At 58.0% G+C, this 25,578-nt stretch carries 23 protein-coding genes; 13 read left to right on the top strand and 10 right to left on the bottom strand.

Annotation, left to right across the window (positions count from 1 at the left end):
- The first annotated feature begins 9 nt into the window (after positions 1–9).
- Entirely contained in the window at positions 10–1,050 is a 1,041-nt protein-coding gene (locus R6V78_RS07835; RefSeq protein ID WP_410288785.1) for a zinc-dependent alcohol dehydrogenase family protein, read from the top strand.
- Positions 1,051–1,117: 67 nt separating this feature from the next.
- On the opposite strand, the gene R6V78_RS07830 is transcribed toward R6V78_RS07835, so the two are convergent.
- The 6 genes from R6V78_RS07830 to R6V78_RS07805 form a co-directional block, all read right to left on the bottom strand.
- A complete protein-coding gene (locus R6V78_RS07830) occupies positions 1,118–1,768 on the bottom strand; it encodes a cupin domain-containing protein (RefSeq protein WP_410288784.1) in 651 nt (216 codons plus the stop codon).
- A gap of 111 nt (positions 1,769–1,879) precedes the next feature.
- Positions 1,880–3,046, bottom strand: a complete 1,167-nt coding sequence (locus R6V78_RS07825; RefSeq protein WP_410288783.1) for a pyruvate carboxyltransferase — start codon at positions 3,044–3,046, stop codon at positions 1,880–1,882.
- Between the two features lie 85 nt (positions 3,047–3,131).
- Entirely contained in the window at positions 3,132–3,914 is a 783-nt protein-coding gene (locus R6V78_RS07820) for an enoyl-CoA hydratase-related protein (RefSeq protein WP_410288782.1), read from the bottom strand.
- Between the two features lie 37 nt (positions 3,915–3,951).
- Positions 3,952–5,100, bottom strand: coding sequence for an acyl-CoA dehydrogenase family protein (locus R6V78_RS07815; protein ID WP_410288781.1), 1,149 nt, complete (start codon positions 5,098–5,100; stop codon positions 3,952–3,954).
- Positions 5,101–5,192: 92 nt separating this feature from the next.
- Positions 5,193–5,786 (bottom strand): TetR/AcrR family transcriptional regulator, encoded by a 594-nt coding sequence (locus R6V78_RS07810; protein ID WP_410288780.1) that lies wholly within the window; start codon positions 5,784–5,786, stop codon positions 5,193–5,195.
- A 253-nt stretch (positions 5,787–6,039) separates the two neighbouring features.
- A complete protein-coding gene (locus R6V78_RS07805) occupies positions 6,040–7,200 on the bottom strand; it encodes an MFS transporter (RefSeq protein ID WP_410288779.1) in 1,161 nt (386 codons plus the stop codon).
- A 405-nt stretch (positions 7,201–7,605) separates the two neighbouring features.
- Here R6V78_RS07805 and R6V78_RS07800 point away from each other — a divergent pair, with 405 nt between their 5' ends.
- From R6V78_RS07800 to R6V78_RS07760, 9 genes are all read left to right on the top strand, one after another.
- Complete coding sequence (locus R6V78_RS07800; RefSeq protein ID WP_410288778.1) at positions 7,606–8,928, top strand: B12-binding domain-containing radical SAM protein; 1,323 nt, start codon at positions 7,606–7,608, stop codon at positions 8,926–8,928.
- On the top strand, positions 8,928–10,070 hold the full coding sequence (locus R6V78_RS07795; RefSeq protein WP_410288777.1) for a beta-ketoacyl-ACP synthase III: 1,143 nt from the start codon (positions 8,928–8,930) through the stop codon (positions 10,068–10,070). Before R6V78_RS07800 ends, R6V78_RS07795 begins: the two co-directional genes overlap by 1 nt.
- 24 nt (positions 10,071–10,094) lie before the next feature.
- Complete coding sequence (locus tag R6V78_RS07790; RefSeq protein WP_410288776.1) at positions 10,095–10,520, top strand: hypothetical protein; 426 nt, start codon at positions 10,095–10,097, stop codon at positions 10,518–10,520.
- 53 nt (positions 10,521–10,573) lie between these two features.
- Positions 10,574–11,572, top strand: a complete 999-nt coding sequence (locus R6V78_RS07785; RefSeq protein ID WP_410288775.1) for a BtrH N-terminal domain-containing protein — start codon at positions 10,574–10,576, stop codon at positions 11,570–11,572.
- 75 nt (positions 11,573–11,647) lie between these two features.
- A complete protein-coding gene (locus tag R6V78_RS07780; protein WP_410288774.1) occupies positions 11,648–11,920 on the top strand; it encodes a phosphopantetheine-binding protein in 273 nt (90 codons plus the stop codon).
- Positions 11,917–13,098 (top strand): beta-ketoacyl synthase N-terminal-like domain-containing protein, encoded by a 1,182-nt coding sequence (locus R6V78_RS07775; RefSeq protein WP_410288773.1) that lies wholly within the window; start codon positions 11,917–11,919, stop codon positions 13,096–13,098. Before R6V78_RS07780 ends, R6V78_RS07775 begins: the two co-directional genes overlap by 4 nt.
- Positions 13,095–14,165 carry a beta-ketoacyl synthase N-terminal-like domain-containing protein gene (locus R6V78_RS07770; RefSeq protein ID WP_410288772.1) on the top strand — a complete coding sequence of 357 codons (1,071 nt, stop codon included), beginning with the start codon at positions 13,095–13,097 and terminating at the stop codon, positions 14,163–14,165. The genes R6V78_RS07775 and R6V78_RS07770 overlap by 4 nt, the downstream gene beginning before the upstream one ends.
- Positions 14,166–14,178: 13 nt before the next feature.
- Complete coding sequence (locus R6V78_RS07765; protein WP_410288771.1) at positions 14,179–14,958, top strand: ABC transporter ATP-binding protein; 780 nt, start codon at positions 14,179–14,181, stop codon at positions 14,956–14,958.
- A complete protein-coding gene (locus tag R6V78_RS07760; protein ID WP_410288770.1) occupies positions 14,951–16,309 on the top strand; it encodes an ABC transporter permease in 1,359 nt (452 codons plus the stop codon). The genes R6V78_RS07765 and R6V78_RS07760 overlap by 8 nt, the downstream gene beginning before the upstream one ends.
- 99 nt (positions 16,310–16,408) lie before the next feature.
- Here R6V78_RS07760 and R6V78_RS07755 read toward each other — a convergent pair whose 3' ends face one another.
- From R6V78_RS07755 to R6V78_RS07740, 4 genes are read right to left on the bottom strand one after another with little or no spacing between them, the layout of a single operon-like run.
- On the bottom strand, positions 16,409–17,848 hold the full coding sequence (locus R6V78_RS07755) for a TolC family protein (protein ID WP_410288769.1): 1,440 nt from the start codon (positions 17,846–17,848) through the stop codon (positions 16,409–16,411).
- A gap of 49 nt (positions 17,849–17,897) precedes the next feature.
- Complete coding sequence (locus R6V78_RS07750) at positions 17,898–21,155, bottom strand: efflux RND transporter permease subunit (RefSeq protein ID WP_410288768.1); 3,258 nt, start codon at positions 21,153–21,155, stop codon at positions 17,898–17,900.
- Positions 21,152–22,507, bottom strand: coding sequence for an efflux RND transporter periplasmic adaptor subunit (locus R6V78_RS07745; protein ID WP_410288767.1), 1,356 nt, complete (start codon positions 22,505–22,507; stop codon positions 21,152–21,154). The genes R6V78_RS07750 and R6V78_RS07745 overlap by 4 nt, the downstream gene beginning before the upstream one ends.
- Before the next feature lie 27 nt (positions 22,508–22,534).
- Positions 22,535–22,999, bottom strand: coding sequence for a MarR family winged helix-turn-helix transcriptional regulator (locus R6V78_RS07740; protein ID WP_410288766.1), 465 nt, complete (start codon positions 22,997–22,999; stop codon positions 22,535–22,537).
- A gap of 208 nt (positions 23,000–23,207) precedes the next feature.
- On the opposite strand from R6V78_RS07740, the gene R6V78_RS07735 reads away from it, so the two are divergent.
- Genes R6V78_RS07735 through R6V78_RS07725 form a run of 3 tightly spaced genes read left to right on the top strand, consistent with a single transcriptional unit; the run spans position 23,208 to position 25,569 of the window.
- Positions 23,208–23,966, top strand: coding sequence for a MinD/ParA family protein (locus tag R6V78_RS07735; RefSeq protein WP_410288765.1), 759 nt, complete (start codon positions 23,208–23,210; stop codon positions 23,964–23,966).
- The gene (locus tag R6V78_RS07730; protein WP_410288764.1) at positions 23,966–24,904 is read left to right on the top strand and encodes a sensor histidine kinase; all 939 of its coding nucleotides are present in this window, start codon (positions 23,966–23,968) and stop codon (positions 24,902–24,904) included. Before R6V78_RS07735 ends, R6V78_RS07730 begins: the two co-directional genes overlap by 1 nt.
- A complete protein-coding gene (locus R6V78_RS07725) occupies positions 24,901–25,569 on the top strand; it encodes a response regulator (RefSeq protein ID WP_410288763.1) in 669 nt (222 codons plus the stop codon). The genes R6V78_RS07730 and R6V78_RS07725 overlap by 4 nt, the downstream gene beginning before the upstream one ends.
- Positions 25,570–25,578 lie beyond the last annotated feature (9 nt).

Here is a 25,578-nt window from a genome sequence, read left to right as displayed (position 1 = left end):
GGAACTTACATGCGAGCCGCATTCTATCAAACCTTCGAAGGTCCCGTAACGCTGGAGGCCCTGCCCGATCCCAGTCCGCCGGAAGGTGGCGTGGTGATCAAAGTCGAAGCCACGGGCGTGTGTTTGAGCGACTGGCATGGCTGGAAGGGTCACGATGCGGATATCACCCTGCCCCATGTACCCGGCCATGAACTTGCCGGTGTTGTCCAGACTGTCGGCAGCGGGGTTGCCTTCTGGAAGCCCGGAGATCGGGTCACCCTGCCGTTTGTCTGCGGTTGCGGGGGCTGCCCTCAGTGTCTTTCAGGCAATCATCAGGTCTGCGATCACCAGTTCCAGCCGGGGTTCACCGGCTGGGGATCCTTTGCCGAATATGTAGCCGTTCGCTATGCCGACATCAATCTGGTCCGCCTGCCGGCCTCCATGGATTTTATCACTGCAGCCAGCCTGGGATGCCGGTTTGCAACTGCCTTTCGGGCCATCGCCGCCCAGGGCAGGGTCATGGCAGGGCAATGGGTGGCCGTGTTCGGCTGCGGCGGGGTGGGCCTGTCCGCCATCATGATCGCCAACGCCCTGGGTGCGCAGGTGGTGGCCGTCGACATCAGGGATGAAAAACTGGATATGGCTCGCCGCATGGGCGCAACAGAGACGGTCAATGCGTGTTGCGTGGACAACACGGTGGAAGCCGTCCGCGACCTTTCGCGCGGCGGAGCCCACGTGTCCATGGATGCCCTGGGCAGCCCAAGGACCTGTTTCGATTCCATTGCCAGTCTTAGAAAACGGGGCAAGCATCTCCAGGTGGGCCTCCTTGACAGCAAGCATCGTCATCCCTCAATCCCCATGGACCGTGTCGTTGCCCATGAACTGGAAATTATCGGCAGCCACGGTATGCAGGCTTTTGAATATGGACGACTGCTGGACATGATTGCGGCCGGCAAACTGCACCCGGAAAAGCTTATCGGCCGAATCGTGAGCCTGGAGGAGGGCATCGCTTTTTTGACCGTCATGGACCGCCATGACCAAACAGGCGTTACCGTTATCAATCGCTTCTAGGATGGATCGCGCTCATCCCGGCATGGATACCGGCGGGATGAGCGCATTCTTTGTGGTGGCGGGCGTACTACCCGCCGTAAAGCACTGCAAGAATAGTGGCCTGGCCGCTGGCGGCGGCAATCAGATGCGGGATGGTGGACAGATAGTAGGCGCTGTCTCCCGGGGAGAGATCGAAATGATCGTCCCCGATGTCAAGAGAGACCCCACCGTCGAGCACGTAGATGAACTCTTCACCGTCGTGGATGGAGCGTTCCGTGTCCGGCGCCTCTTCCAACTGAACGATAAGGGATTCCATATGCCGCCCTTTTACTTCCGGTGCGAGGCTCCGATAGGTGTAAGCCTGCTGCTTTCCCTTCAGTGAGGTGGAGCGGGAAACTATTTTCCGTTCATCCTTCCGGGTGATGGAATAGAGCTTTTCCCCCACCCCAGACACCAGCCGGCCAAACGCGCTGTCCAACGCTTTGGACAGCTTGATGGCCGTTCCCAACTGGGGCTGAACCTCGCAGCGTTCGATGCTGGACAATAGTTCAACATCAAAACCGGTCATGTGGGACAGTTGGTCCAGGGAAAGGCCCTTGGCTTCACGGATGGCTTTGATTCGCTGGCCGATATCCTCGCGGCTCCCTTCGGGCTGGCAGCAGGCATTTTCCTTGATTTTTCCGGTCAGGTCTTCGAAATAGTCCACGTTGATGTGGGGCTTCTTTGCGCCTGTTTCCATGGCAATGCTCCTGGTTCGGGAATCCTCCCGATTTTCCTGGTGGGTTCGCTACAGGGTAGCAGTTAAATAAACGGCCGAATTCGCCCCGGTTTCAAGCGGGGGTCAAGTCCATCAGGGAAGATAGCGCTCCGGCAGGACCGCCCGTTGCGCCCATTCAGCAGGCAGCTTCTGGTCCGGCGCCTCCGACAGCTTTTCTTTCAACCTTTTCAATCCCGGTCGCGCAAATTTGGGATGTCCCTGCTTGAGCGTTCGCCCGTTGACCACCGCCTCACTTCTAAGGCGGTGGCCCACGGTCCGTTCCAACTGACGCCCGAGCCACAATACGCGATCCACGTTGTAGCCGTGTTGGATGCCCATTTCATCGATCTGCACCAACATATCCTCGAGACAGGTCAATCCTACGTAGCGGGGATCTTCGTAATAGTATTCACCGGTTCCCGGCACCGGGCAGTCATCCAGGAAGTTAGCCGGCTGGCCACCCAGCCCCCCAAGGGTGCCTTCAAAATGACAAATGCCTGCCTGAAGGGCCGCGAGAACCGAAGCAGAGGCCACCCGCTTGGTTTCGTGAAAATGGGCAATGTGCACCGAGGTGTCGGGAATTTCATCGAGAATCATGGAAAAATAGCGGTACACCTCCGGCGCCGAGGCGCTGCCGTCGTGGTCGGCATGCTCGATGTCGGTGGCGCCGATTTCCAGCCAGCGTTTGGTGAATTCTACCGCGTCTTTCAATTCGGTGGCCCCGGCAATGGGGCTGCCCCAGATGGTGCTGACGGTGCCGCACATCTGAAGACCCGCCTCGCGGCATTTGCGGATGGCCCTTTCGCATTCTCTCCAGTATTCGGGCAGAGTCAGACCTGAATTGGCAAAATGGTGTTCCTCTTCGGTGGACACCATCATCAGGCAGCGATCCGGGCCGACACCTTTCTTAGCCAGCGCGATGGCCCGGTCCACACCCGGCTCCCGAATGGTCACGGCGGTGATCGTAATGTCATCCGGATTGATGCCTTTTTTTTGACATCGGCCGCGAAAACGGTCACTGCGCAGGTGGGCCAGGATCTGTTCCGCGTCACTGAACTGAGGCATGAGGTAGGGGTTCCCCAAGTTGGTCACCTCTATATTGCGGCAGCCGGCAAAAATCATCTCTTCGGCGTAAAATATCTTGGCCCGGGTGGAGATGAATTTTTCCAGATGCTGAAAACCGTCACGGACGGTGATGTCACCAAGGGTGACTTTCTTGGGCATTCTCGGAAAGATTTTCCAATAATCATATTCGGTCATTCGGCCTCCTTATTGTATTTTCTGAATGGATGCACAACCCCCAGCACACCGGTTGCTTGTGCTTTTTTACTTGTCCGGTCAATAGTCAATACCCCTTGTAGACTGGTTTTCGCTTCTCTTTAAAGGCAGCCAGACCTTCCAGCCTGTCTGCGGTGGGAATGCAGACCCAATAGGCGTTGGATTCGATAGCCAGACCCGTGGAAAGGTCGGTTTCCATACCGAAGTTGATGGCGTATTTGGCCTGTTCGATGGCCACGGGGCCGGTTTCGCAGATCTCGGCAGCCATCTGCCGACAGGTGTCGAGAAGGGCCTCAGGTGCGCAGACCCTATTTACCAGACCCATCTTTGAAGCCTCGGCGGCACCAACACGCTTGCCGGTAAAGATCAGCTCTTTGGCTTTGCCCTTGCCCACCAGGCGCGGCAAGCGCTGTGTACCGCCGGCGCCGGGGATAATGGCCAGCCGGGTTTCGGTGAGTCCCATGGTAGCGGTTTCCGAGGCGATGCGAATGTCCGATGCCAGGGCCAGTTCGGTTCCACCGCCCAGGGCAATGCCGTTGACCGCAGCGATTACCGGCTTGTTGAGCTGTTCGATGGCCGTGAACAGATTGCGGATGGTAAAGATGTATTCCTTGACCTGCACGGGGGTCAAGGCGGCCCGCTCCTTCAGGTCTGCACCGGAGCAAAAGGCCCGATCGCCGGCTCCGGTAATGATGATCACGCGCACACTGGGGTCGAAGCGGACTGCGTTGATTTTGGCAGCCAACGCATGCAGCAGCGCAAAATTGAACGCATTCATCACCTCGGGCCGGTTCAAGGTGATGACGGTTACCCCGTCTTGTTGCTGGACAAGTAAAATCGCGTCGTTCATGCAATCCTCCGTAAAAGGATGGGTTGGTTTTAAAAAATCAGCATCCGATGTAGCGGGAAATGACGATGCGCTGAACTTCCGAGGTACCTTCCCCGATGTCCAGAAGCTTCTGGTCGCGGTAGAACCGCTCCACATCGTACTCTTTCATCAATCCATATCCACCGTGAATCTGCACGGCGTGATTGGCCACCCGCCCCATGAGCTCAGAACAGTAGAGCTTGGCCATGGCGGCCTCTTTTTCGAAGGGGCGCTTATGGTCTCGCAGCCAGCAGGCCTTGTAAAGCAGGTTGCGGCCGCACTCGATCTCCATGGCGCTGTCCGCCAGCTTGAAGGCCACGGCCTGGAATTTGGAAATGGGCTGACCGAACTGCTCCCGCTTTTGGGCGTATTTCAAGGCCGCATCATAGGCACCCTGTGCACCCCCCAACCCCATGGCCGCGATGGAGAGCCGTCCGCCGTCAAGGGTCTTGAGCATCTGGTGAAACCCGTCACCCTGCTGGCCTAAAATATTTTCCGCCGGCACACGGACATCATCGAAGTAAAGCTCCGCCGTATTCGAGGAGCGCCACATCATTTTCATTTTCATGGGCACGGCTTTGAAACCCCGGGTACCGCTCTCCACAATAAAACAGGTGTATTCGGGTTTGCCGTTGGGACGGGTACCGGTGATGGCCTGTACCGTCACCCCCAGGGTCATATCACTGGCCGCGTTGGTGATGAATATCTTGGAACCATTGATGACCCAGGCATCACCGTCACGCACCGCTGTGGTCTTCGATCCGCCCGCGTCGGAACCGGCCGTAGGTTCGGTAAGCCCGAACCCCCACAACGCCTCGCCGGTGCAGAGCTTGGGCAGGTATTTCTGTTTCTGCTGCTCGCTGCCAAAATAGTAGAGCGGGCCGATACCCAGTGAGTTTCCTGCGGCAATGGTAGCCGCCTGGGAGCCGTCCACGCGGGCAATCTCCTCTACAGCGATGATGTAGGAGATGTAGTCCATGGACTGGCCTTCGTAATTTTCAGAGACAAACATACCGAACAGGCCGATCTCCCCCATTTTCCGGGTGAGTTCGATGGAAAATTTCTCCGCTTCGTCAAGCTCCAGCGCCACCGGTGCGATCTCGCTCTGGGCAAACTTGCGGACTTCTTTGCGAATCATTTCCTGTTCTCTGGTCAAATCAAAATCCACGACGACCTCCTTTCCGCAGCAGCGGGGCCGGAATTACCGCACTGGATAAATGCGGCGCCTGCAACTTTTCAGTACCGTTGGAGATATCTTTTTCAGCAACTGGCAGGGGCGCTGAGGCGACCCTGCTTTAACCCACTGATAATAAAGTTTTCATAAATGTCGGCGATCTCATTCACCGTCAGCCGTCCGTTGGGGTCGTACCAGGTGGCACCGGCCGTGCACAGGGTTAAGATGGCATAGGAGAGGATCTTGATGTCCACATCGGCAAACAGGCCCTCCTCTGTGCCCTGTCGGATAAGTTCCTGAAAAATCGATTCGTATTCGTCCCGCATGTTCACAATGGCCCGGTAATGTTCAGCAATGAGCCCCCGAAGTTCACTGTTGGCAATAAAATTTTCCTTCTGCCGCTCCAGATGAAAGCACACATGGCCGCGCACTGCCGCCCGAATCCGTTGCTCTGTACCCTCAGCAGCAGTCAGGTGCTGCTTGAGGGTGGTGGTCAGGTCATCCATAGTGGATTTTAAAATTTGAAATAACAGTTCCGCTTTGCTGTCGTAATGGTAGTAGATGCTGGCCTTTTGAATGCCGCTGCCCCTGGCAATATCACTGATACTGGTGGCAAAATATCCCTTTTTGAAAAAAAGGTCGATGGATACGGATTTAATGGTCGCTTTCATATCGGCCATAAGGTTTCAGGCTCCCGGGGCAACGAGCGATGGCGGGTGGCAATTTGCCGAGCGAGTGAGCGATCAACAAATTTACCGACCGGTCGTTAGGCGAAATTCTTTTTATTCCACCCGCCGCCTGTTGTCAAGTCTGAAAACGGATGGCGCCAGGTTTCCGGTTGCAAAAACGCCCAATCGCCGCTGGAGTCATTCCCGGCCTGGCGGATGTCGACATCCTCCGCCACGCCAGAAATTTTGGTGTTAACGGGGGTCTCTAAAGCGAATCGATCGCAACAGGCTTCACGGGCGTTGTACGGATCCACTGGACGGCAGTCAGAGATATCAGCGCCATGCAGGCACCGGCGATAAAAGGGATGCGGTAATCAACAATCCAGAAATATCCGCCGATGGCCGGCAGAATGACGGCGGCAATATGGTTGATCGTGAAGCCTACAGCCATGGTGGGTGCTACGTCGCCGGGATCACCCACCTTCTGGAAAAAGGTGTGCATGGCTATGGCAAAATTAAAAAATATATGGTCGAGGATGTAAAGTCCACCGGCCACCCATTTGGATTCAGTAAAGGCGTACGCCAGGAAAACGGCAACCAAACTGGCGTATTCGAGGGTGAGCACTTTGCGCTCACCAAAGCGGATAATGGCCCGGCCGATGGTGGGGCTGAGAAAGTAATTGATGGCATTGTTGAGCACGAACAAAAATGTCACCGCCTGGACCGAATACCCGAATTTTTGCACCAACAGCAGCACCGCAAAGGCGATAAATATCTGGCGCCGGGCACCGGCCATAAAGGTGAGAAAATAGTAGAGGCTGTAGCGTTTGCGAAAGATCATCCGTTTGTGCTGGGGCAAGATGTCGGCGCTGGTTGGCCTGCGGGTAAAACCCCACAGGGCCAATGCCACGATGACCCCTCCGATGATCACGTACATGCGGGCAAAGTCCAACGCGGTAGCCATGAAAAAGATAAACACCCCCACGATGATGCTCGACGCGGCGGAAATGCTGCGCAGTTTACCGAACACCCACGGCGATACCTGCTTGTCGAAATATTGGAGCGTGAGGGACATGTTGGTGGTTTCATAATAGTGGAACCCGAAGCTCATTACCAGGGTTGTCAGGGCCAGTCCCGCAAAGGAGGGGAACCACCCGGTGGCGGCAATGCCCAATCCCAGCAGCAGGATGGACAGGGCGGAGAGACGGTGCTCCGGGATGAGTCGAATGATAAAAATAGCCAGAAGGGCCAGAAATCCGGGGATCTCACGGATGGACTGGACGGCGCCGATGGCGTCGCCATCCAGCCTGGCCACTTCCACGGCAAAGTTGTTGAACAGGGTCGTCCACGCCTGAAGCCCCACCGTTGAGCCGATGGTGAGCACAACCAGGTAAAGGTACATGGGATTTTTTTTTACGTGATCCATAAGCGCGGCAACCTCCCGTGGTTCATCAGATCATGCAATAGGTGGATCGCTCTACCACCAATGGGGTAGCCAGACAAGCAGGATTATAAATTTCAAACACTTCCCGGGTATACCCCGGCCGAAAACTTTCCAGGCGCCTTCGATCTGATCCGATTAAGTAATTATATAAAATATTTTTAACTAGTTATAATCGTGCACGAACATCTTAAACCCTAAACCCATCGCTGTTGATGGGTTTAGGAGTTGATTTTTTAGCATGAATCCCGTTAATGGACATGGTTCGAGATGATCCGATTAGGCAAGGGGCTCACCGCCTCCCTGCGAAAAAGACCACCGCCCTGGACCCGACCATGGGGTTTGTCCGCGGTGAAGCGGGTAAATAATGGATATCAACCATAGCAACATATGAAAATTTTACTGGTCAACCCCCCCAATTGCGGTCGCAGTATCCCCGAAGAAAACTACGGGATCAACGCCATCAAGATGATTTTTCGCGGTGAGCCGCTTTCTCTGGAAACCTTGGCCGGAAATCTCGATGGTCACCCGGTGGCCATTACTGACCTCAAGGCGGATCCCCATGGACTTGCGCCGGAGCGCCTCCCCTTCACTCCCGACGTTGTCGGGCTGACGGGGGTCACCTGTGAGGCCAACACGGTTCTCGCCCTTGCCGAATCACTCAAGCTGCGCTTCGGCGCCGTGGTTGTGGTGGGTGGCCATCACGCCTCCTGCGACCCCGATTTCTTCAGCCAACCCTACGTGGATTACGTGGTCACCGGGTTGGGGAAACTCAGCTTCCGGCAACTGATCGACACGCTGGAAGCGGGCGGAAAACCCGATATCCCCGGTATCCGCACCATTTGTGCAGGGGTACCGCAACCCTTTACACCGCGCCGTTATACCACCGCGGATCTTGTGGATAATCGTGTCCCCCGCTATGACCTGGTCAACCAGCACCGCAATACCTACGTAATGCGTGGGGTGGGCGGCAAGACCGGTTTCGTTGCCTCGGCCTTCGGCTGCACCCACAGCTGCGCCTTCTGCTGCATTCCCAACATGACCGCAAACCGGTACCTGCTGCACAGCAACGCTGCGGTGGTCAGGGATGTTATGGCGCTTGGCGATGTGGACACGATCCGCCTGGTGGATGCCAACACGTTCGGGAATGTGGAGATCGCAACCGATCTGGCCCATCAACTTATGGCCGCCGGGGTCCGCAAACCCCTGGTGGCCGATGTCCGTTCGGATACAGTGGTCCGCCACCCCGGATTGTTCGAATGCTGGCGCAAAGCCGGACTGGCGGCGGCTGTCATCGGATTTGAAGAAATAAGCGATCAGCGACTGTCGCTGCTGAACAAGCGCAATACCGTACACAACAACATCGAGGCTATCCGCATATTAAAGAATCTGGGCATCCGCATTGTCGGCGATTTCATCGTATCACCGGATTATGCGGATGCGGATTTCGATCGACTGGAACGCTTTATTGAACAAAGCGACATCGATCTGCCCATCCCGGCCGTTCTGACCCCCATTCCGGGGACCCCCCTTCACCAGGAGTTGCGGTCTCATATCACCATCGACAACCTGGATTATTATACTTTTACCAATGCCGTGGTAGCCACCAGGATGGCGGAAGCGCAGTTTTACCGACGCTATTCAGGGCTTTTGGAACACTGCCTTGCCCAGCTGCATTCGGGTGGGGCCCATGCGCGAAAGGAAAATGATTGATGCGCGTGTTTATTAACCGCCTGTCGGCATTTTTGCCTAATTCCCCGGTTTCCAACGACGAGATTGAAACCGTGCTGGGACAGGTAGATCAGGTGCCGTCCCGGGCCAAACGGATCGTATTGAAAAATAACGGCATTCTGAAGCGATACTACGCTGTGGACCGTCACACGCAGGCCCTGACCCACACCAATGCCCAGCTGGCTGCCGAGGCAGTCAAGGGGCTGGCGGAAGGGGAGGGATTCAACCTCACCGACATCCAGTGCCTGTGCTGCGGTACCACCAGCCCGGACCTGCTTTTTCCCGGCCACGCCCTTATGGTGCTGGGTGAACTGGGCCTGCCGCCGCTGGAGGCGGTAACCACCGCCGGAATCTGTATCTCCGGCATGACCGCCTTCAAGTACGCCTGCATGAATGTGGCCACCCGAATGAGCACCAATGCAGTCAGCGTTGGATCCGAGCTCTCCTCCTCCTTCATGCGATCCAATTTTTTCAGTTCGACGGAAAACCCGCTTGCCGATGTAGCCAGACGCCCCACCCTGGCCTTCGACAGCGACTTCCTGCGCTGGATGCTTTCCGACGGCGCCGGCGCCGCCCTGCTGAGCGACTCACCCAACCCCGCGGGGATTTCCCTGAGGGTGGACTGGATCGACAACCTCTCTTATGCCGGTGAGTTGGAAACCTGCATGTACGGCGGCGGGATCAAGGGCGAGGCGGGCAACGTGTCCGGATGGCGGGTGGTAGAAGCAATTGCGCCCGAGGATGAAAAGTGCCTCATGGCGGTCAAACAGGATATCCGCCTTCTGGAGGTCCACATCGTGGCCACCATGCAACGCGCATTACAGGCCAGCATTGACAAACACGGACTTCAGGCAGAAAAAGTGGACTGGTTTGTGCCCCATTACTCATCGGTCTATTTCCGGGACAAGTTCTTCAATGCCATGGCGGCCATCGGGTTCGAGATTCCCTACGACCGCTGGTTCACCAACCTGGCCGAAACGGGCAATACCGGCAGTGCATCCATCTTTATCATTCTGGAGGCGCTGTTTTCCTCGGGCAGGCTGAAACCCGGCCAGCGGCTGTTGGGTTTCGTTCCGGAAAGCGGACGGTTTTCCCACTGTTTCATGCACTTGACCGTCGTCTGACAGCCAAGGATCGGAATTGCACCCATGAAAATTGATGAAGTCCCCCAGGATCCGGGCATGATGAACGATCACCGCCGGGAAATTTGCTACGCCGTGGATGACCAGGGAAATTATGTCCTGGCTGGCAGCGCGGGATGGAACCCCAAAAATATCGCCAACGGCCAGGCCTGGGAGCTGATTGACGAAGCCGCCGTCGATGCACTGAGAAAGGTTCGTGCCGGCCAGGCCAGTCCCCTGGCCTACCACATGGCCTGCCACCAGATGGGCATAAGCCTGCTTGCCAAGTATGCGGGAGTTGGCCGGCTGAAGGTCTGGCTGCACCTGAAGACCGGACCCTTCAGCCGCCTGGCACCTGCTTGGCTGCAACGCTACGCCGACGTTTTCGACATCTCCGTCCAGGAGCTGAAAACAGTCCCTGAAATCCACACGCCGGTGACTCGAAACCAATGAAAAATTTAAACCCAGGCTTTTCGGCCCCTTCGAATCCCGCCGCACAGGCGGTTGTGAAAATTGATTTTACCCACAGACAATCGGCCCACTGCGAAAGCGGCGTCTGCTCGAACCTGCTCCACCATTACGGCGTTGACATCAGCGAAGCCATGGCCTTTGGAATAGGTTCCGGCATGTTCTTCGGATATCTGCCATTCATCCGGATCAACAATCTCCCCCTGACCACCTACCGCTGCGAGGTGGGAGGCATCTTCAAACGGGTCGCCAAACGGTTGGGATGCCAGGTACACTCGCAGAAATTCAGGAATCCGGACAAGGCCATGGAAGCTCTGGATGAACGGCTGGAGCAGGGCATCCCGGTGGCCTGCCGCACCGGCGGGTATTGGCTGCCCTATTTTCCGCCGGCCTTCAGATTTCACTTTAACATGCACAACCTTGTGGTTTATGGCAAAGAAGGCAATGACTACATCATCAGTGATCCGGTCTTTCCGAGTCCCGAACGCTGTGGCCGCAGCGACCTGCTCAAAGCCCGCTTCGCCAAGGGCGCCATGGCCCCCAAGGGCACCATGTACCACCTGAAACAGGTGCCCCGGCAGGTGGATCCGGCGCCTGCCGCCTGCAAAGGCATCCGGGAAGTGTGTCGCCGCATGCTTAGCACGCCGGGTCCGGTGATCGGCATACGGGGTATTCGCTTTCTTGCCGGTCAAGTCAAAAAATGGCCTAAAAAACTGGGCGAAAAGCGCGCGCTGCTGTATGTGGGGCAGTTGATCCGCATGCAGGAAGAGCTGGGCACGGGAGGTGCCGGTTTCAGGTTCATGTTTGCCGCGTTTCTTCAGGAGGCCGCTGCCCTTTTGGAAAACCCCCAGCTTTTGGAGCTGTCCCGAGTTATGACCGATGTCGGTGACCGCTGGCGCAAATTTGCCGTGATCGGTGGGCGCCTTTGCAAGGGAAGGGCTTCGGGGGAGGACACTTACGAAGCCATGGCGAACCTTCTAAACGAATGTGCCGACGGCGAGTCGTCAGTCTACCGGAAGTTGTTGCAGATCGTTTGAGGCACCGGCAGGAACCGGAGAATCAGGATCACATTAAATAACTGTTTCCAAATTGGTCGAAGGAACCCCGGCACCATGACGATTCAACATCGGCTCAAGGAGATCCTGGTGGTTGAACTCAATCTGGAGGATTTTACAGCGGAAACCATCGACGATGACGAAGCGCTCTTCGGCGGCCGGCTGGGACTGGATTCCATCGATGCGCTGGAAATCGTCTACCAGGTGGAACAGAATTTCAACATTCCCATGAAAGAAATGAACGAAGCCCGTGCGGCCTTTCAGTCCATCAACACCCTGGCGGCCTTCATCGAGGCCCGGCTGAAGGGCTGCTGCAGGGCTGATCCATGAATCCTGTCGCCATTGCCGGTGTGGGTTGTATCTGTGCACTGGGTGCCACCTACGATGGCTGCATGCAAGCCCTTTATACCGGCAGCCGCAACTTCGGCCTTCCCAGCCGATTCCCGTCCCATTGTGAGACCTCACAACCGGTATTCGAAGTACCCGATCGATTCCTGGACCCGTGGCCTTTTTGCCCCACCTTGCCGCGCACCTGCCGGATGACCCTTATCGCCGCCCAGCAGGCCGTGGCCCAGGCGCATCTGAAACCCGACAGCCTGGCGCGGCAGCGGGTAGGCGTCTGTGTGGGCACCAACATCGGCGTCACCGCCGGATATGAGATCGGACAAACCAAGACCGGTTCGTTTCTGCTGCCGCGGGACCGTTTTTTGGCCACCAACCCCACCAGCCTGGTAGCCAATACCTGGGACCTGTCCGGCCCTCAGCAGACCGTGGCCAATGCCTGCTCGGCCGGCAGCGACGCCATCGGCATCGCCGCCGCCTGGATCGCCGCAGGGTACTGCGATGCCGTGATCGCAGGGGGGGCCGACGAACTCACCCCTCGGGTTTACTATGGATTCAAGTCCCTTTTTATCAACGATGAACACCCCTGCCGGCCCTTCGACCGGTATCGAAAAGGGCTGAACCTGGGCGAAGGGGCTTCGATCTTCCTTCTGGCATCACCCGCCTTTTGCCGGTCATGGCAGATCGACCCGGTGGGGTACATCCTCGGTTATGGCGGCGCTGCCGACGCCCATCACTTTACCCAGCCGCGGCCCGACGGCCAGGGGCTGCGCCTGGCCATTGGCGAAGCGCTCGCCACTGCCGGAACCCCTGCCGATCAAATCTGCTTTATCAACGCCCACGGCACCGGTACCCTCGGCAACGATCGGGTGGAAAGCCAGATTATTGCCGATCTTTTTCCCGGCAAGCCCTTTCTTTCCACCAAGGGCTACACTGGACATGCCCTGGGTGCTGCCGGGCCCATCGAAGCGGCACTCACCTTGGGCTGCCTGACGCGTGCCGTCCTTCCCGCCACGGCTGGTTATGAGACCCCGGACCCGCAGATGCCCGCCCATCCTGTGGCCATCCAGACGCCCGTACACGGAAGCGTGGCCCTGACCCAAACCCTGGCCTTCGGAGGCAGCAATTCGGTCCTGGTCCTCGGATCAAAAGGATGCTTATCATGAAGGTGGTCATATGCGGCATCGGCGTGGTGGGAGGCTTTGGCAGCGGGTTGCCCGCGCTGGAAAAGGCCCTCGACGGCAACCGGGTGGCAGCGACCCAAGTTCCCATTTTGACCCATCAGGGACCTATCCAGGTGCCATGCCTGACGGCAGACACCAGTCCATTGGCCGATTATGTTCCCACGCGGGTCCTTCGCCGGATGGACCACTATAATCGGCTGGGGCTGCTGGCCGCTTTCGAGGCCATGGCCGACGCCGAACTCCTGGATAAAAGCAGGCGCGGGCGCATGGGTATCATCGTGGCCACCGGCAACGGCGCAACCGGCAACAATTACGATTTTCAGTACCCCTTCGAAGACAAGGAAGAGATCTGCGGATCACCGATCCGCTTTTCAAATTCGGTGCACAATGCAGCCGCCGCTTACATATCCATCGCACTGGGGGAGATGGGACCCAATCATTCCATTACCCATGAGGACCTCTCCTTTCCCTCGGCCCTGATGACCGGCGTTACCTGGCTGCAGCAACAGCGAGTGGATGCCGTGCTCGTAGGTGGGGTCGACCAACTGAGCCATGCCCATGCGTATGCGTGGCATGTTCATCGGCAGACCCAGGATACGCTGAAGAAAATAGACCCTACAGAGATGCCGGCACCCTTGGCCGGGGAAGGGGCTTGCTTTTTCGTCCTCAAAGCGGCCGATACCGTATCGACCCCCTACGCCCTTATCCACGAAACGTCGCTGGGGCGCATCTGTGCAGAACCACGCCAACGACCCATGGGGGACATTTATTTTTTGGCAGAAGGTGGGCTTGCCGCCACCCGGGCGGATTATGGAAAATGGCTTTTGCCGGGCGCCCGCACTGCCTGCTACTCCCATGTTTACGGTGATCTGGCCATCGACAGCGCCTTTAACACTGCCATTGCCGCCTTAAGCCGCAGAAAAAACCGGATCTACCCCGGCAGCGGCTCAGCCCAGCCGGTGCCGGCCCGGGAATTGCCGGCCGACCGTTCCATTGTCTGCCTGAAACTGGGCGTGGGAAACACCTACGCCTGGACCATATTGAATTGACGGGTATGCAGTCGTGAGTAAGAAACGCACCCTTTCCGTGTCCACCCCACCCGCTTTGGAAGCCAGGGGACTGACCCATCACTATCCGGGGAGTGCACACCCGGCAGTGGATGGATTGAATCTGCGTTTGCATGCAGGCGAGGTGTTCGGCCTTCTAGGACCCAACGGTGCCGGCAAAACCACTGCCATCGCGATCCTGAGCACAATACTGAACCCCGGATCCGGTTCGGTCGTCATCAAAGGCTACGACCTGCTGCGTCAACAGCGCGCCGTGCGCCGGATCATCGGTCTGGTTCCCCAGGAGATCGCCCTTTATCCGGCATTAACCACCCGTGAAAACATGCGCTTTTTCGGCAAACTCCACGGTTTGGAAGGCACGCTTCTGAACCGGCGGATCGAGGAAACCCTGCTGGCGGTAGGGCTGGAAACCAGGGCTGACCAGCGGGTCGGCACCTTTTCCGGTGGAATGAAGCGCCGGGCGAACCTGGCAGTGGGAATTCTTCACCAACCGCAGGTTCTCTTCCTGGATGAACCCACCGTGGGCATCGATGCCCAGTCGCGCCACCTGATCCTGACGAGAATCGAAACACTGAGGGATCATGGCACCACGATACTGTACACAACCCACTACATGGAAGAGGCCCAGCGGTTGTGCTCACGGATCGCCATTATGGACCAGGGGCGGATTCTGAGCGAAGGAAGGCTGGACCAGCTGCTGGTCCAGGACGCCGGCGTCGGTGATCTGGGTGAACTGTTTCTTAACCTGACCGGAAAACAGTTAAGGGATGGATAACATGCTGCAGCTGATCGCCGTCATTCAAAAGGAACTCTTGCTACTTGTCCGCGACCGCGCGGGGCTGCTGGTGCTCTTCGTCATGCCGGCGGTGCTGGTGGTGGTAATCACCCTGGTCCAGGAAAACGCCCTGAAAGCCATCGGGGAGAGCCAGACCCGCATCCTGCTCATCGACGGCGATGGACAGACCTTGGGCCGTCAGATTGCAGACGCCCTCAAGGACACCCATGGGGTCTTGGTGATCGAAGCTTTGGACGGCAGGACGCCGGACCGGCAGCAAGCGCTGGGTCTCGTTGCCAGGGGCGCCTACCCGCTCTGCCTGATCATTCCATCCGGATTGACCGGTGCGGTCCAGAACCGCGCCCGGCAGAGTGCCCTGGAGAGTCTTTCCGCGGAAGGCGCAGGCGGGGCCATGGCCCCGCCACCGGTAATCGAAGTCTATTTCGATCCGACCGTTCTGGGAGGGTTCCGCTCGGCGGTGAGACACCTCCTGGATCTGATGACGCTCAGGCTGGAGGTGAACGAAAAGATGGCCGCCCTGGCCCGGATACTGCCCGAACGCATCAACCGGTCAATAACGGCAGCCCTTGAGCCAGTTGCCGGTTTAAATGTTCCGCCGCCGCAGATGGATCTGCAGTTAAAATGGTCCGACCTCCCCTTGCTGCGGGTTGAAGACGGCGGGGCACTGGGTGAAATGCGGGCAGTCCTCCCCACCTCGGTACAACAGAACGTGCCGGCGTGGTGCCTGTTCGGCATCTTTTTCATTGTTCTGCCCATGGCCGGCGCCTTTATCCAGGAACGCATCAATGGAACCCACCAACGCCTGCTGGCCATGCCGGTAGCTTACCTGACCCTGGCGTCAGGACGAATCCTCGCTTATATGGGAATTTGCCTGGTCCAATGCACCTTGATCGGATGCATCGGCAAATGGGTGCTGCCGCTTTGGGGAACCCCACCCCTGGAGATGGGCGGCACGCCCCTGGCCCTTCTGGTGATGATCGCCAGCGCCATTCTGGCAGCCACGGGATACGGCACGCTGCTGGGAACGGTGGTCGACTCCTACGAACAGGCCTCCATGTTCGGTCCCATCTCCATCGTCATCGCCGCTGCCATAGGGGGGATCATGGTGCCGGTTTACGCCATGCCGGAATTCATGCAGACCATCAGCGTCATCTCTCCCCTGGCCTGGGGGTTGAACGGGGCCCTGGATGTGTTCGTCAGAGGAGGGAACCTGGTGGATGTGTTGCCTGAAGCCGGAGCGCTGAGTGCTTTTTTTGCGGCCTGCATCTGTATCGCCTGGCTGTGGCAAAGCCGCCGCAGATGGCGCGGCAATTTCGGTTGGCCTGCCTGATTAAAAACCAAGACGCATTGCGCAAGCCTATTGCCGATGCCGTAAACGCCGCCGCGTTGGTCCTGCCGTCCTGGAAGAGGAGCTACAGGCAAGTGCCACCTACTGGGTCGGTCCATAGGTGGCCAGGACATTTCCCGTGCGGGTCTCAAGCGCTATCCAGGCCTGGCGCAGGCCGACCAGGGCCAGGGCTAGGTTGCTCTGGGCGGTGGTCAGATCCCTCTGGGCCTCGTTGAGGCGAACGAGAGACCCCTGGCCGGCGTTATATTCCTTTTCGACCAGATCCCGGGTACGCTGAACCAGGTCGTAATTTTCGCGCTGAAGCGCCACCTGGCTTTGGGCGGTCGCTACCAGCGCCGCGGAGCTGCGGATCTCGGATTTGGCTGAAAGCATCAGCTCCTCCAGACGTTTTTCAAGCTCCACCCGCCGGTTCTGGACCTCCCGGACCTTTGCCCGGGTAAAACCGCCGGCAAATAAGTTGTAAGCAAGGCCTACCTGGACGCGGTTGCCGAAATCATCCTGCCCGAACCCCGGGTCATCGACCCGTTCGCCGTCCAGGCTTCCCGCCAGGACAACCGTGGGATAGTTGTCGGACTGGGCGATTTTGACCTGTGCCTCGGTCTGTTTGATGCTCCACTGGGTCTGCTGGATATCCGGGCGATGTTCCATGGCAGTGGCGATCAGCGCATCCACCGGTGGGATGGAGAGCTCCGCGGCCGTCTCCGGGGTGAGAGGGGCCAGCTGCATGTTTACCGGAAGCCGGGAGTCGGGAAGCCCCAGCAGGGCGGCCAACCCGTAGCGGGCGATCTCGAGCCGGTATTCCTGGTTGATGCGGGTGGTTTTGGCCTGGTTTTTGCGCACCTGAAAGTTGAGCACGTCGCTCAGCGCACCGGTGCCCACACGCTGGCGGGCTTCGGCATCGGCAAGCTGCCGTTGGTTGAAGGCCTCGTCGGCCTTGGCGATGGAAATGTTCTCCAAGGCAAGCTGGGCCGAAAAATAAGCATCTGCCACAGCGGAAATCAACAGCCGGCGGGCATCATTCAATGCGGCGCTGCTGGATTGTTCTCCATAATTGGCCGCGGCATTGGAAAATTTGCGTTCGAATCCGTCAAACAGCGTCCAGGTTGCGGTCAGATCCGCATGGTAATAGTTTTCGGGATCATCGATGGAAGCACCCGGGATAAAAAACCGGGTAGCGGCCAGACGCTCCTCATAGGCGGTGTTGGAGAGATCCAACCGGGAACCTGAGGCATTGGCATCCAGTCGTGGCCAGTAGGCGGAACGCGCCTGTTCCACCTGCGCCTTGGCCTGACGGACCCTGGCCGCGGCGGCTTCCAAACCGGGATTACCGGTCAGAGCAATTCTGACGGCGGTTTCGAGATCAAGGGTCGACATGGCCTCCCAGCCAACCGCATCGGCACTGGCAGGACTTCCCCCAGCGTCAGGCACCGCTGCGCTGGTTTCCTGGGCAAAACCGGTCAGCGGCAGGGCAGCCAGCCAACATAGCATGGGTAAGATAAACCAGCTGGTCTGTTTTTTCATTGGGTTCACACTTTCTTTTTCTGCTGCAAAAGGTATTTTCCTTCCCCGCTCAACAATTTTTCGGGAGACACGCCTTGCAGACATCCACAGTCGGCAATGGCTGTTGCCCCTGGTCATCGGCCAGGGGATCCTCATGCCGGTTTCTGGCCGGTTCCACATCCAGACGCTTGGGCCAATGGCCGTGTTTGAAACGGTGAACCACCAGCCGCAGGTCATTCAGGATGACCAGCAGGCTGGGAATTAGAACCAGCGTAAGCATGGTGGCAAAGGCCACCCCGGCGGCGATGGATAACGCCATGGGAATAAGGAACTTGGCCTGAAAATCGGTCTCCAGAATCAAGGGGGCCAGCCCCCCCACCGTGCTCAATGTCGTCAGGAAAATAGCCCTGAAGCGCCGGGTGCCTCCCTGAAGGATCGCATCAAAAAAAGGTATGCCGCAGGCAATATTCTCGTTGATGCGCTCGATGAGCACAATCGCGTCGTTGACCACCACCCCGGTAAGGGCCACCATACCGAAGATGCTCATAATGGACAGATCGTAGCCCATGAGCATGTGGCCGAACACGGCGCCGATTATACCAAAAGGTACGGTAAACATGATCACGATGGGCTGGGCGTAGGAACGGAACATGGTGGCGATGACAATAAAGATGCCCAGCACCGCCAGCGGAAACCCGATGAAGAGGCTGCCGAAGGATTCGCGCATCTTCTTCTGCTCTCCCTGAAGGGCCACGAACATCCCGGGATGGCGTTTCTTCAACTCGGGGAAGTAGTTGGCCGACAACTCCGCAAAGATTTCGTTGGCATTGGCTTTATGGGTGTCCACACCGGCGCTCACCGCCACCCGGCGCATGCCGTCGGTACGGGTAATGGTGGAGTATCCGGGGGCAAAGGTGACATCGGCGACGGACATGAGCGGCACCTCAAGCCCGCCGGCGGTGCGGATGCGAACCTGGTCCAGGTCGGACAGCCGGTTGCGCTCCCCGGCGGTGTAGCGCACCTTCACCCGGATGTCATCCCGGCCCCGTTGAAGCCGGAGCGCTTCGTCGCCATAGTAGCCGGCGTAGATCTGGCGAGCCAGATCCTCCACGGTGAGTCCCAGCGCCCGCGCTTCCGGCTTGAGGCTCAGGCGCATCTCGTTCTTGCCGGGAGAAAAGTCGGTGCGGATCTGGTACACGCCGTCGAATTTTCTCAGCCGCGCCATCAACTCATCAGCGGCCCGCAACATATCGTCCATGTCATGGCCCTGCAGCCAGACTTCGATGGGATCACCGGGCGGGCCGGCCTCCATGCCGGTAAAAGTGAGCGATTTGATGCCGGGCAGGGTGCCGATCTCCTTTTCCCAGAGCACCATCAGCTCTTCGGTATGGATGCCCCGGGCTTCGGAATCCAGTAAAATGGCCTGGACGGAGCCATATTGCGGTCCCAGCTGGGGCAAGTCGCTCAGGGTCTGGCCCACCAGGGTCAACCGATCCCGGACCAATGGATCGCCGGATCGGGTCTGAAGGGTTTTGTCCAGCCGCGTCAGGGATGCCTCAACCTCTGCGATGGCCCGGCGGGTGACCTCAGGCGGGGTGCCGCTGGGAAACTCCGCCGTGGCGGTCATCACGAACCCGTCCAGCTTGGGAAAAACCTCGAACCTGATGATTCCGCTGCGCACCAGGCCGACGGTGAGCATGAGCACGGTGATGGCCGTGGCCAGGGATATGTACCGCCAGTGGAGGGCTTTGCTGAGAAAGGGCATGTACACGCGGGCCACAAACAGCTCCATCCACCGGGAGGTGGTTTGTTGCACACGGGATAGCCGCCGGACCAGCTTGTTTTCCTGATCGGCGGGCCGGTTGGGGGACGGCAGGTGGCTCAAATGGGCCGGCAGCAGAAAGAGGCACTCAACCAGCGACACCACCAGGCAGGCGATCACCACCGCGGGCAAAATGGATATAAATTTCCCCATGATGCCGCCTACGTAGAACAGGGGCGTGAAAGCCACAATGGTGGTGAGCACGGCGGCAATCACCGGCATCCCCACCTCCGAGACTCCGTCGACAGCGGCTTTCAGGGCTGTCTTGCCCTGCATGCGGTGGACATAGATGGCCTCGCCCACCACGATGGCGTCATCCACCACGATGCCCAGCACCATAATCAGGCCGAAAAGAGAGATCATGTTGATGGTGCCGCCCATGGCCCAGAGGATGACCAGGGCGCCGGCAATCGAAATGGGAATGCCCATGCCGGCCCAGAAGGAGAGCCGTGCATTGAGAAAACACCACAGCAGCAAAAAGACAATGCACAGGCCGATAATGCCGTTTTTCATCAACAGGTCGATCCGCGCCCTGAGCATGTCGGTGTTGTCGTAGAGGATCTCAATGTTGGCACCCTTCGGCACCTGCTGTTGCTTTTCGTCGATGTACCGGTGGATGGTTTTCGAGATCACCAGGGCATCTTCTTCGGGTGTTTTGTATACAATCAGCAAAACGGCAGGCTCGCCATTGATGGTCGCGGCAATGGGGTCCTCGGCAAATCCGTCGTCGATATGGGCCAGCCGGCCTAAGGTGACCACATCCCCCTCCGGACGCGCCAGCACCACCACCGAGGCCAACTCCTCACCCGTATACTTGCGCCCCATGGTGCGCACACGGATCTCCTCTTCGCGGGTCCGGATGGTGCCGCCGGCCAAGTTGAGGCTGCTGCTGCGGACGGCTTCGGTCACGTCGGAAAAGGCAAGGCCGTATTGACGCAGCCGCTCTTCGGAGACTTCGATGGCGATTTCATAATCGCGCGCACCGAAGCTTTCCACCTGTGATATATTGGGTAGCTGCTGTATTTCGTCCTTGACCTGCTCGGACCACTCCTTGATCCGCCGCTCGGACATATCCCCGGACAGGTAAAGCAGCGTCACCACATCCTTGAGCAGCAACTCGCTGATCACCGGCTTTTCCGCGTCCACCGGAAAGGTGGAGATCGCGTTGACCTGGGTGCGCACCCGGTCGAGAACCTCGTCCACCTCGTAGTCCTCGCGGATTTCAATATTGGCCGAACCCAGCCCTTCGGACGATTCGGTGGTGTACTGCTTGATGCCCTGCAGTCCCTCGATGGCCGCTTCGATCTTGCGGCTGATCCCCTCTTCCACCTCTTCCGGATCGGCGCCGGGATAGGGCACCGCAATGGTGATCATGTCCAGGGAAAACTCGGGAAAGGTTTCACGGATCATGTTGGCCGTAGCGATGGTGCCGGCGATCAAAATCATCACCAGGATGATGTTGGCAAACACGGTGTTCCTGGCAAATGCGGCAAGCACCCGTTTCATGATGCGGCCCCCCCGCCACCCGTGGCCTCGGCAACATCAAGGAGTGCATTTTCAAGTGGGTCGATGAGCCGGGTGAGAATCACCGTGTCACCCGCGTTGATCCCCTGGCCGACATACACATGCTCCCCTTCGATGCGTTCCACGCGCACATCCACCGTTTTGAGCCGCTTGTCGGCATTGACCAGATAGGCCTTGTTTTCAAAGCTTACCGCCTGGCGGGGCAATCGGTATACGGCGCGCATGGTTCGGCCGGGTATGTCGACCGTGCAGAACATCCCTTCCACCAGCGGCAGCGATCGGTGGCGGTCGCCCATGGCAGATTGGGGGTTGACCCGCACGGCCACGGTGAGGGTCCGCGTCTGCTGGTCGAACTTCACCACTCGGTTCAGGATGCCGGTCCACGCCGATCCGGTTTTATCTTCGGTCCAACGGATGGTGCATTCGACCGGCTTGAGCGCGGTGAACCAGGCGATGGGTTGCCTGTCGCTGACCGGCTCAAACTGCAGCCACCGACGGGCATCACGGCTGTCCAGAGAGACCTGAATTTCCAGGACTGTATCATCGACCAGGGTCAATACGGTCTGCCCGGGGGACACAAACTGGCCGACCTCCAGCGCTGCGAACTGGATTCGGGCATAGAAGGGGGCCGTGATCGTACAGCGGGACAGATTGGTTTCCGCCACCGAGAGGCGCGCCCGCATGGACGCCAGACTGCTTTCGGCTTCACGTATCTGCAACGGGTAAAGGCTTACGGCCTGGGAAATCTGATCCGCCTGATCCAGGGCACTGTTATAGGCGCGCTCAGCCTGATCCACACCGGACCGAGTCCCCACACGGTCCGCATCGAACAACCCCTTGATCCGCTCGAATTCGGTTTTAGCCAGTTGCGCACTTCTTTCAAGGGTTTTCATTCGCTGGGTGTCGATGGCCAACTGCTTTTTCAAACGCGCCACAGCCGTCCGCCACTGGTCAACCCCGGCCCTGGCCTCCTGGAGACCGGCCTGGTAATCGGATGGGTCGATTCGGAACATGACCTCGCCAGGGGGAATGATCTGCCCGGCCTTAAGGCTGGGATGGGTATATACCACCCGGCCGGAGACCTCCGGTGAAATGGTCACCACGGTCAGCGCCCTGGCTTCACCGTAACCGGTGATGGCTACCGGATAGTCCCCGGGCTGAACGGTGGTGACCTGAACCTTTATTGGCCGTTCTTCGGTTTTGGCTTCGGCGGGAGGCTCCTTAAGGCTGGCCAGTCCGTTCATTCCCGCCCAGCCCGACAATAGAATCAGCATGCAGGCGGCAATTCGGATCATCACGTGTTTTTTAGGCCGGCTTTCTTCCTTGCTATTCATTTCAATAACCCTGGATTAAGGTAATGGTTATTTACTGCTCAGAACCTGTTTGATCTGCTGGAGCACCTGGCACCATTTTTGGGTGGTTTCGGGCCCAACCGCTTCGACCATCTCCACAAAAGCACCCAAAATCATCTCCTCGACTCGGGAAATTCCTTCGAGCGCCTCGGGGGAGACCCGGATAACGACCTTACGCCGATCCTGGTCACTGGGTACCCGGGTCAATAGCCCCCGTTCCACCAGACGGTCCACCATGGTGGATACCGACGGCGGGGATACACCCAAAAGGGTGGCCAATTCGGTAACCGAGACCGCCTCGCGAACCCGGATCATCAGCAGCATGTTCATCTGCGGTACGGACAAATCTGCGAAACGATCATCCCTGGCGGCATTCATGCAGGCGCCAGCGGTTATCCGCATGATTCGGTCATGGATCAGCCTGCCTGTGGTAAAAATGAAACGGGCATGCACCAGTGTATCTTGATCGGTCATAAACGCCTCCGAAATGAGTGAGCGCGTAAAGTAAATGAAACTAATTTTTTGTCAATATAATTTTTAGTTTTTCTAATAAATAGGGCCTGAAACTATTTAAAATCACGCATGGTCTTTATATTGACCGCATGTTAAAGAAAGTTTGCTGGAGGCCGATATTGGGAGTAACAGTTTAATCAACCCCCAATTTGCACCCAATGGAATCATCATGGCCTTGAGCAAAAAGACGCCGCGGACCCTTTGTGTGAGCAGCGGTAAAGGCGGCGTGGGCAAAACCAGCTTTTCGGTGAATTTCGCCCTTGCACTGGCCCGCAACCACAGGCGCGTCCTGGTTGTTGACGGTGACATGGGATTGGCCAACGTAGACGTACTGCTGCGATTGTCGGTCAAGGCCAATATCCGGGACATCCTCGAAAGCGGCGCGACTCCGCGGCAGGCACTGATTTTCGCGCGCCCCAACCTGGCGGTGCTTCCAGGCAGTTCAGGTGTGCCGGAAATGGTGTCGCTGGGTGAAAGCCAGCAAAAACGGCTGGCCGGGTTTATTAAGGAAATCTCATCGGATTTTGACTATGTCATCATCGATACGGCGGCCGGCATCGGGTCTTCAGTGCTGTGGTACAATCGGTTTTCCGACCACAATATTTTCATCCTAAGCCCTGACCCCACATCCATGACCGATGCCTATGCACTGATCAAACTGCTTTCCCGGGATCACGGCATCAACCGGTTCAACGTGGTACTCAATTTCGTTCGCGGGATTCGTGAGGGCAATCATACCGTGGATACCATCAAACGGGTTACCCAGCGGTTTCTTAATCTTGAATTGTCGCACCTGGGCAGTATTCCGGAAGACCGGGCGGTTCGCCAGGCGGTGCTGGACCAGGTGCCCTTTATTGAACAGACGCCCGGCTGCAAAGCATCCCGGGCCATTCATGACCTGGCAGAACGGGTTCATTTGCTGATCTGATGCTTTTCGGACATGCCCTTCACCCCCGCTCGATTGCCGCCGCCTGCCGCCCCTGCGGGATCGCAGCCATTATTTTGGCAGCCGGCCCGGCATATGCCGTCGGCATGGAAAACCCCGTGCAGACCAGCCTCTTTTGGGTATTCATGTGGGTAGCCGTGCTGCTGGCGGCCATTTTTCTCGGCTACATTCGGCAAAACCGGGTGGTCGGACGGAAAACCGCCGAATTGAAACGGGAGCTTTTCGAACGGCAGACGGCTGAGAAGGAGCTGCTGGCTGCAGACCAACACTTGCGGCAGTCCCTATCGGAAAAGGAGTCGCTGCTTAAGGAGATACACCACCGGGTGAAAAACAATTTGCAGATCGTCTCGAGCCTGCTTTACCTGCAGGAAGACCATATGCAGGATGCCAAGGGGGTTGAAATTCTGCGGGCAAGCCAGAATCGGGTCAAGTCCATGGCCTTGATCCACGAGCAGCTCTATGGCACAACCGATCTGGCCAAAATCGACTTTGGCCGCTATGTCCAGGGGCTGACGGCCAACTTGTTTGACGCCTACGGGATTGATCCGGCCCACATCCGCCTCAAGGTCCGCGCGGATGACATCGCCCTGGGCGTGGACATGGCCGTACCGTGCGGCCTGATTATCAATGAGCTGGTGTCCAACGCCCTCAAGCATGCCTTTCCGCCCGATGCCAGCGGAACCATTGACATGATTATTCGAACCCCGGGCGTTGGCCGGATGGAAATCGTGGTGGCCGACGACGGCGTCGGTCTTACCCATCTGACTGTCGATGGTGATAAAAAAACCCTGGGTCTTCGGCTTATCGATACACTGACCACGCAGCTGGATGGTACACTTGCCATCACAACCGACAAGGGAACCCGCTTCAGCATCACGCTGAACATCCCCGAACAACCCCCAAAAGGAATTTTCACATGACACCGGCGACCATTCTGGTTGTGGAAGACGAAGGCATCGTGGCTCAGGAAATCAAAAGCCGCCTGGAAAAAACCGGCTACACGATCTGTGCCGTCGCCCATGACGGTCAGACAGCCGTGGCCCATGCGGGGGAGATGCGACCGGACCTTGTTCTCATGGACATCCGCCTCAAAGGCGAAATGGACGGCATCGAAGCCGCCGGCCTGATCCGTGACCGGTTTCGTATTCCCGTGGTTTACCTGACCGCCTACACCGACCCGGCCACATTGGAGCGGGCCAAAATCATGGAGCCCTTCGGATACGTGGTCAAACCCTTTGAAACCCGCAGTCTGATCGTTTCCATCGAGGTTGCCATCCACCGCCACCGCAGCGAATCCGAACGGATCTACCGCGAAAAGCTACAGGCCGTCCTGGAAACCGCCGGTGCCATCTGCCACGAATTGAACCAACCCATGATGGCAATTTCCGGCCACACGGAGCTGCTGATCGGCATCCTGGACCGGAGTGACCCCGTTTATCTGAAAATCGCCAAAATCAAATCCCAGGTGGAGCGCATGGGTGCCATTACCCAAAAGCTCATGGGCATCACCCGCTACGAAACCAAGGATTATGTGCAAGGGGAGCGCATCGTGGACATCGATAAATCGTCTCTGACATTCGATTAATTGACAGGC

Origin of the sequence: Desulfosarcina sp. (genome assembly GCF_046496365.1) — a bacterium.
Taxonomy (GTDB): Bacteria; Desulfobacterota; Desulfobacteria; order Desulfobacterales; family Desulfosarcinaceae; genus Desulfosarcina.
This window is presented reverse-complemented; position numbering and strand designations above follow the sequence as displayed.

Excerpts from the sequence above, each read along its gene's own strand:
- R6V78_RS07795 (WP_410288777.1), top strand. The coding sequence starts at position 8,928 with ATGCGCGTGTTTATTAACCGCCTGTCGGCATTTTTGCCTAATTCCCCG.
- R6V78_RS07790 (WP_410288776.1), top strand. The coding sequence starts at position 10,095 with ATGAAAATTGATGAAGTCCCCCAGGATCCGGGCATGATGAACGATCAC.
- R6V78_RS07810 (WP_410288780.1), bottom strand. The coding sequence starts at position 5,786 with ATGGCCGATATGAAAGCGACCATTAAATCCGTATCCATCGACCTTTTT.
- R6V78_RS07740 (WP_410288766.1), bottom strand. The coding sequence starts at position 22,999 with ATGACCGATCAAGATACACTGGTGCATGCCCGTTTCATTTTTACCACA.
- R6V78_RS07830 (WP_410288784.1), bottom strand. The coding sequence starts at position 1,768 with ATGGAAACAGGCGCAAAGAAGCCCCACATCAACGTGGACTATTTCGAA.
- R6V78_RS07735 (WP_410288765.1), top strand. The coding sequence starts at position 23,208 with ATGGCCTTGAGCAAAAAGACGCCGCGGACCCTTTGTGTGAGCAGCGGT.
- R6V78_RS07745 (WP_410288767.1), bottom strand. The coding sequence starts at position 22,507 with ATGAATAGCAAGGAAGAAAGCCGGCCTAAAAAACACGTGATGATCCGA.
- R6V78_RS07770 (WP_410288772.1), top strand. The coding sequence starts at position 13,095 with ATGAAGGTGGTCATATGCGGCATCGGCGTGGTGGGAGGCTTTGGCAGC.
- R6V78_RS07775 (WP_410288773.1), top strand. The coding sequence starts at position 11,917 with ATGAATCCTGTCGCCATTGCCGGTGTGGGTTGTATCTGTGCACTGGGT.
- R6V78_RS07805 (WP_410288779.1), bottom strand. The coding sequence starts at position 7,200 with ATGGATCACGTAAAAAAAAATCCCATGTACCTTTACCTGGTTGTGCTC.
- R6V78_RS07825 (WP_410288783.1), bottom strand. The coding sequence starts at position 3,046 with ATGACCGAATATGATTATTGGAAAATCTTTCCGAGAATGCCCAAGAAA.
- R6V78_RS07835 (WP_410288785.1), top strand. The coding sequence starts at position 10 with ATGCGAGCCGCATTCTATCAAACCTTCGAAGGTCCCGTAACGCTGGAG.
- R6V78_RS07800 (WP_410288778.1), top strand. The coding sequence starts at position 7,606 with ATGAAAATTTTACTGGTCAACCCCCCCAATTGCGGTCGCAGTATCCCC.
- R6V78_RS07750 (WP_410288768.1), bottom strand. The coding sequence starts at position 21,155 with ATGAAACGGGTGCTTGCCGCATTTGCCAGGAACACCGTGTTTGCCAAC.
- R6V78_RS07730 (WP_410288764.1), top strand. The coding sequence starts at position 23,966 with ATGCTTTTCGGACATGCCCTTCACCCCCGCTCGATTGCCGCCGCCTGC.
- R6V78_RS07780 (WP_410288774.1), top strand. The coding sequence starts at position 11,648 with ATGACGATTCAACATCGGCTCAAGGAGATCCTGGTGGTTGAACTCAAT.
- R6V78_RS07820 (WP_410288782.1), bottom strand. The coding sequence starts at position 3,914 with ATGAACGACGCGATTTTACTTGTCCAGCAACAAGACGGGGTAACCGTC.
- R6V78_RS07755 (WP_410288769.1), bottom strand. The coding sequence starts at position 17,848 with ATGAAAAAACAGACCAGCTGGTTTATCTTACCCATGCTATGTTGGCTG.
- R6V78_RS07760 (WP_410288770.1), top strand. The coding sequence starts at position 14,951 with ATGGATAACATGCTGCAGCTGATCGCCGTCATTCAAAAGGAACTCTTG.
- R6V78_RS07725 (WP_410288763.1), top strand. The coding sequence starts at position 24,901 with ATGACACCGGCGACCATTCTGGTTGTGGAAGACGAAGGCATCGTGGCT.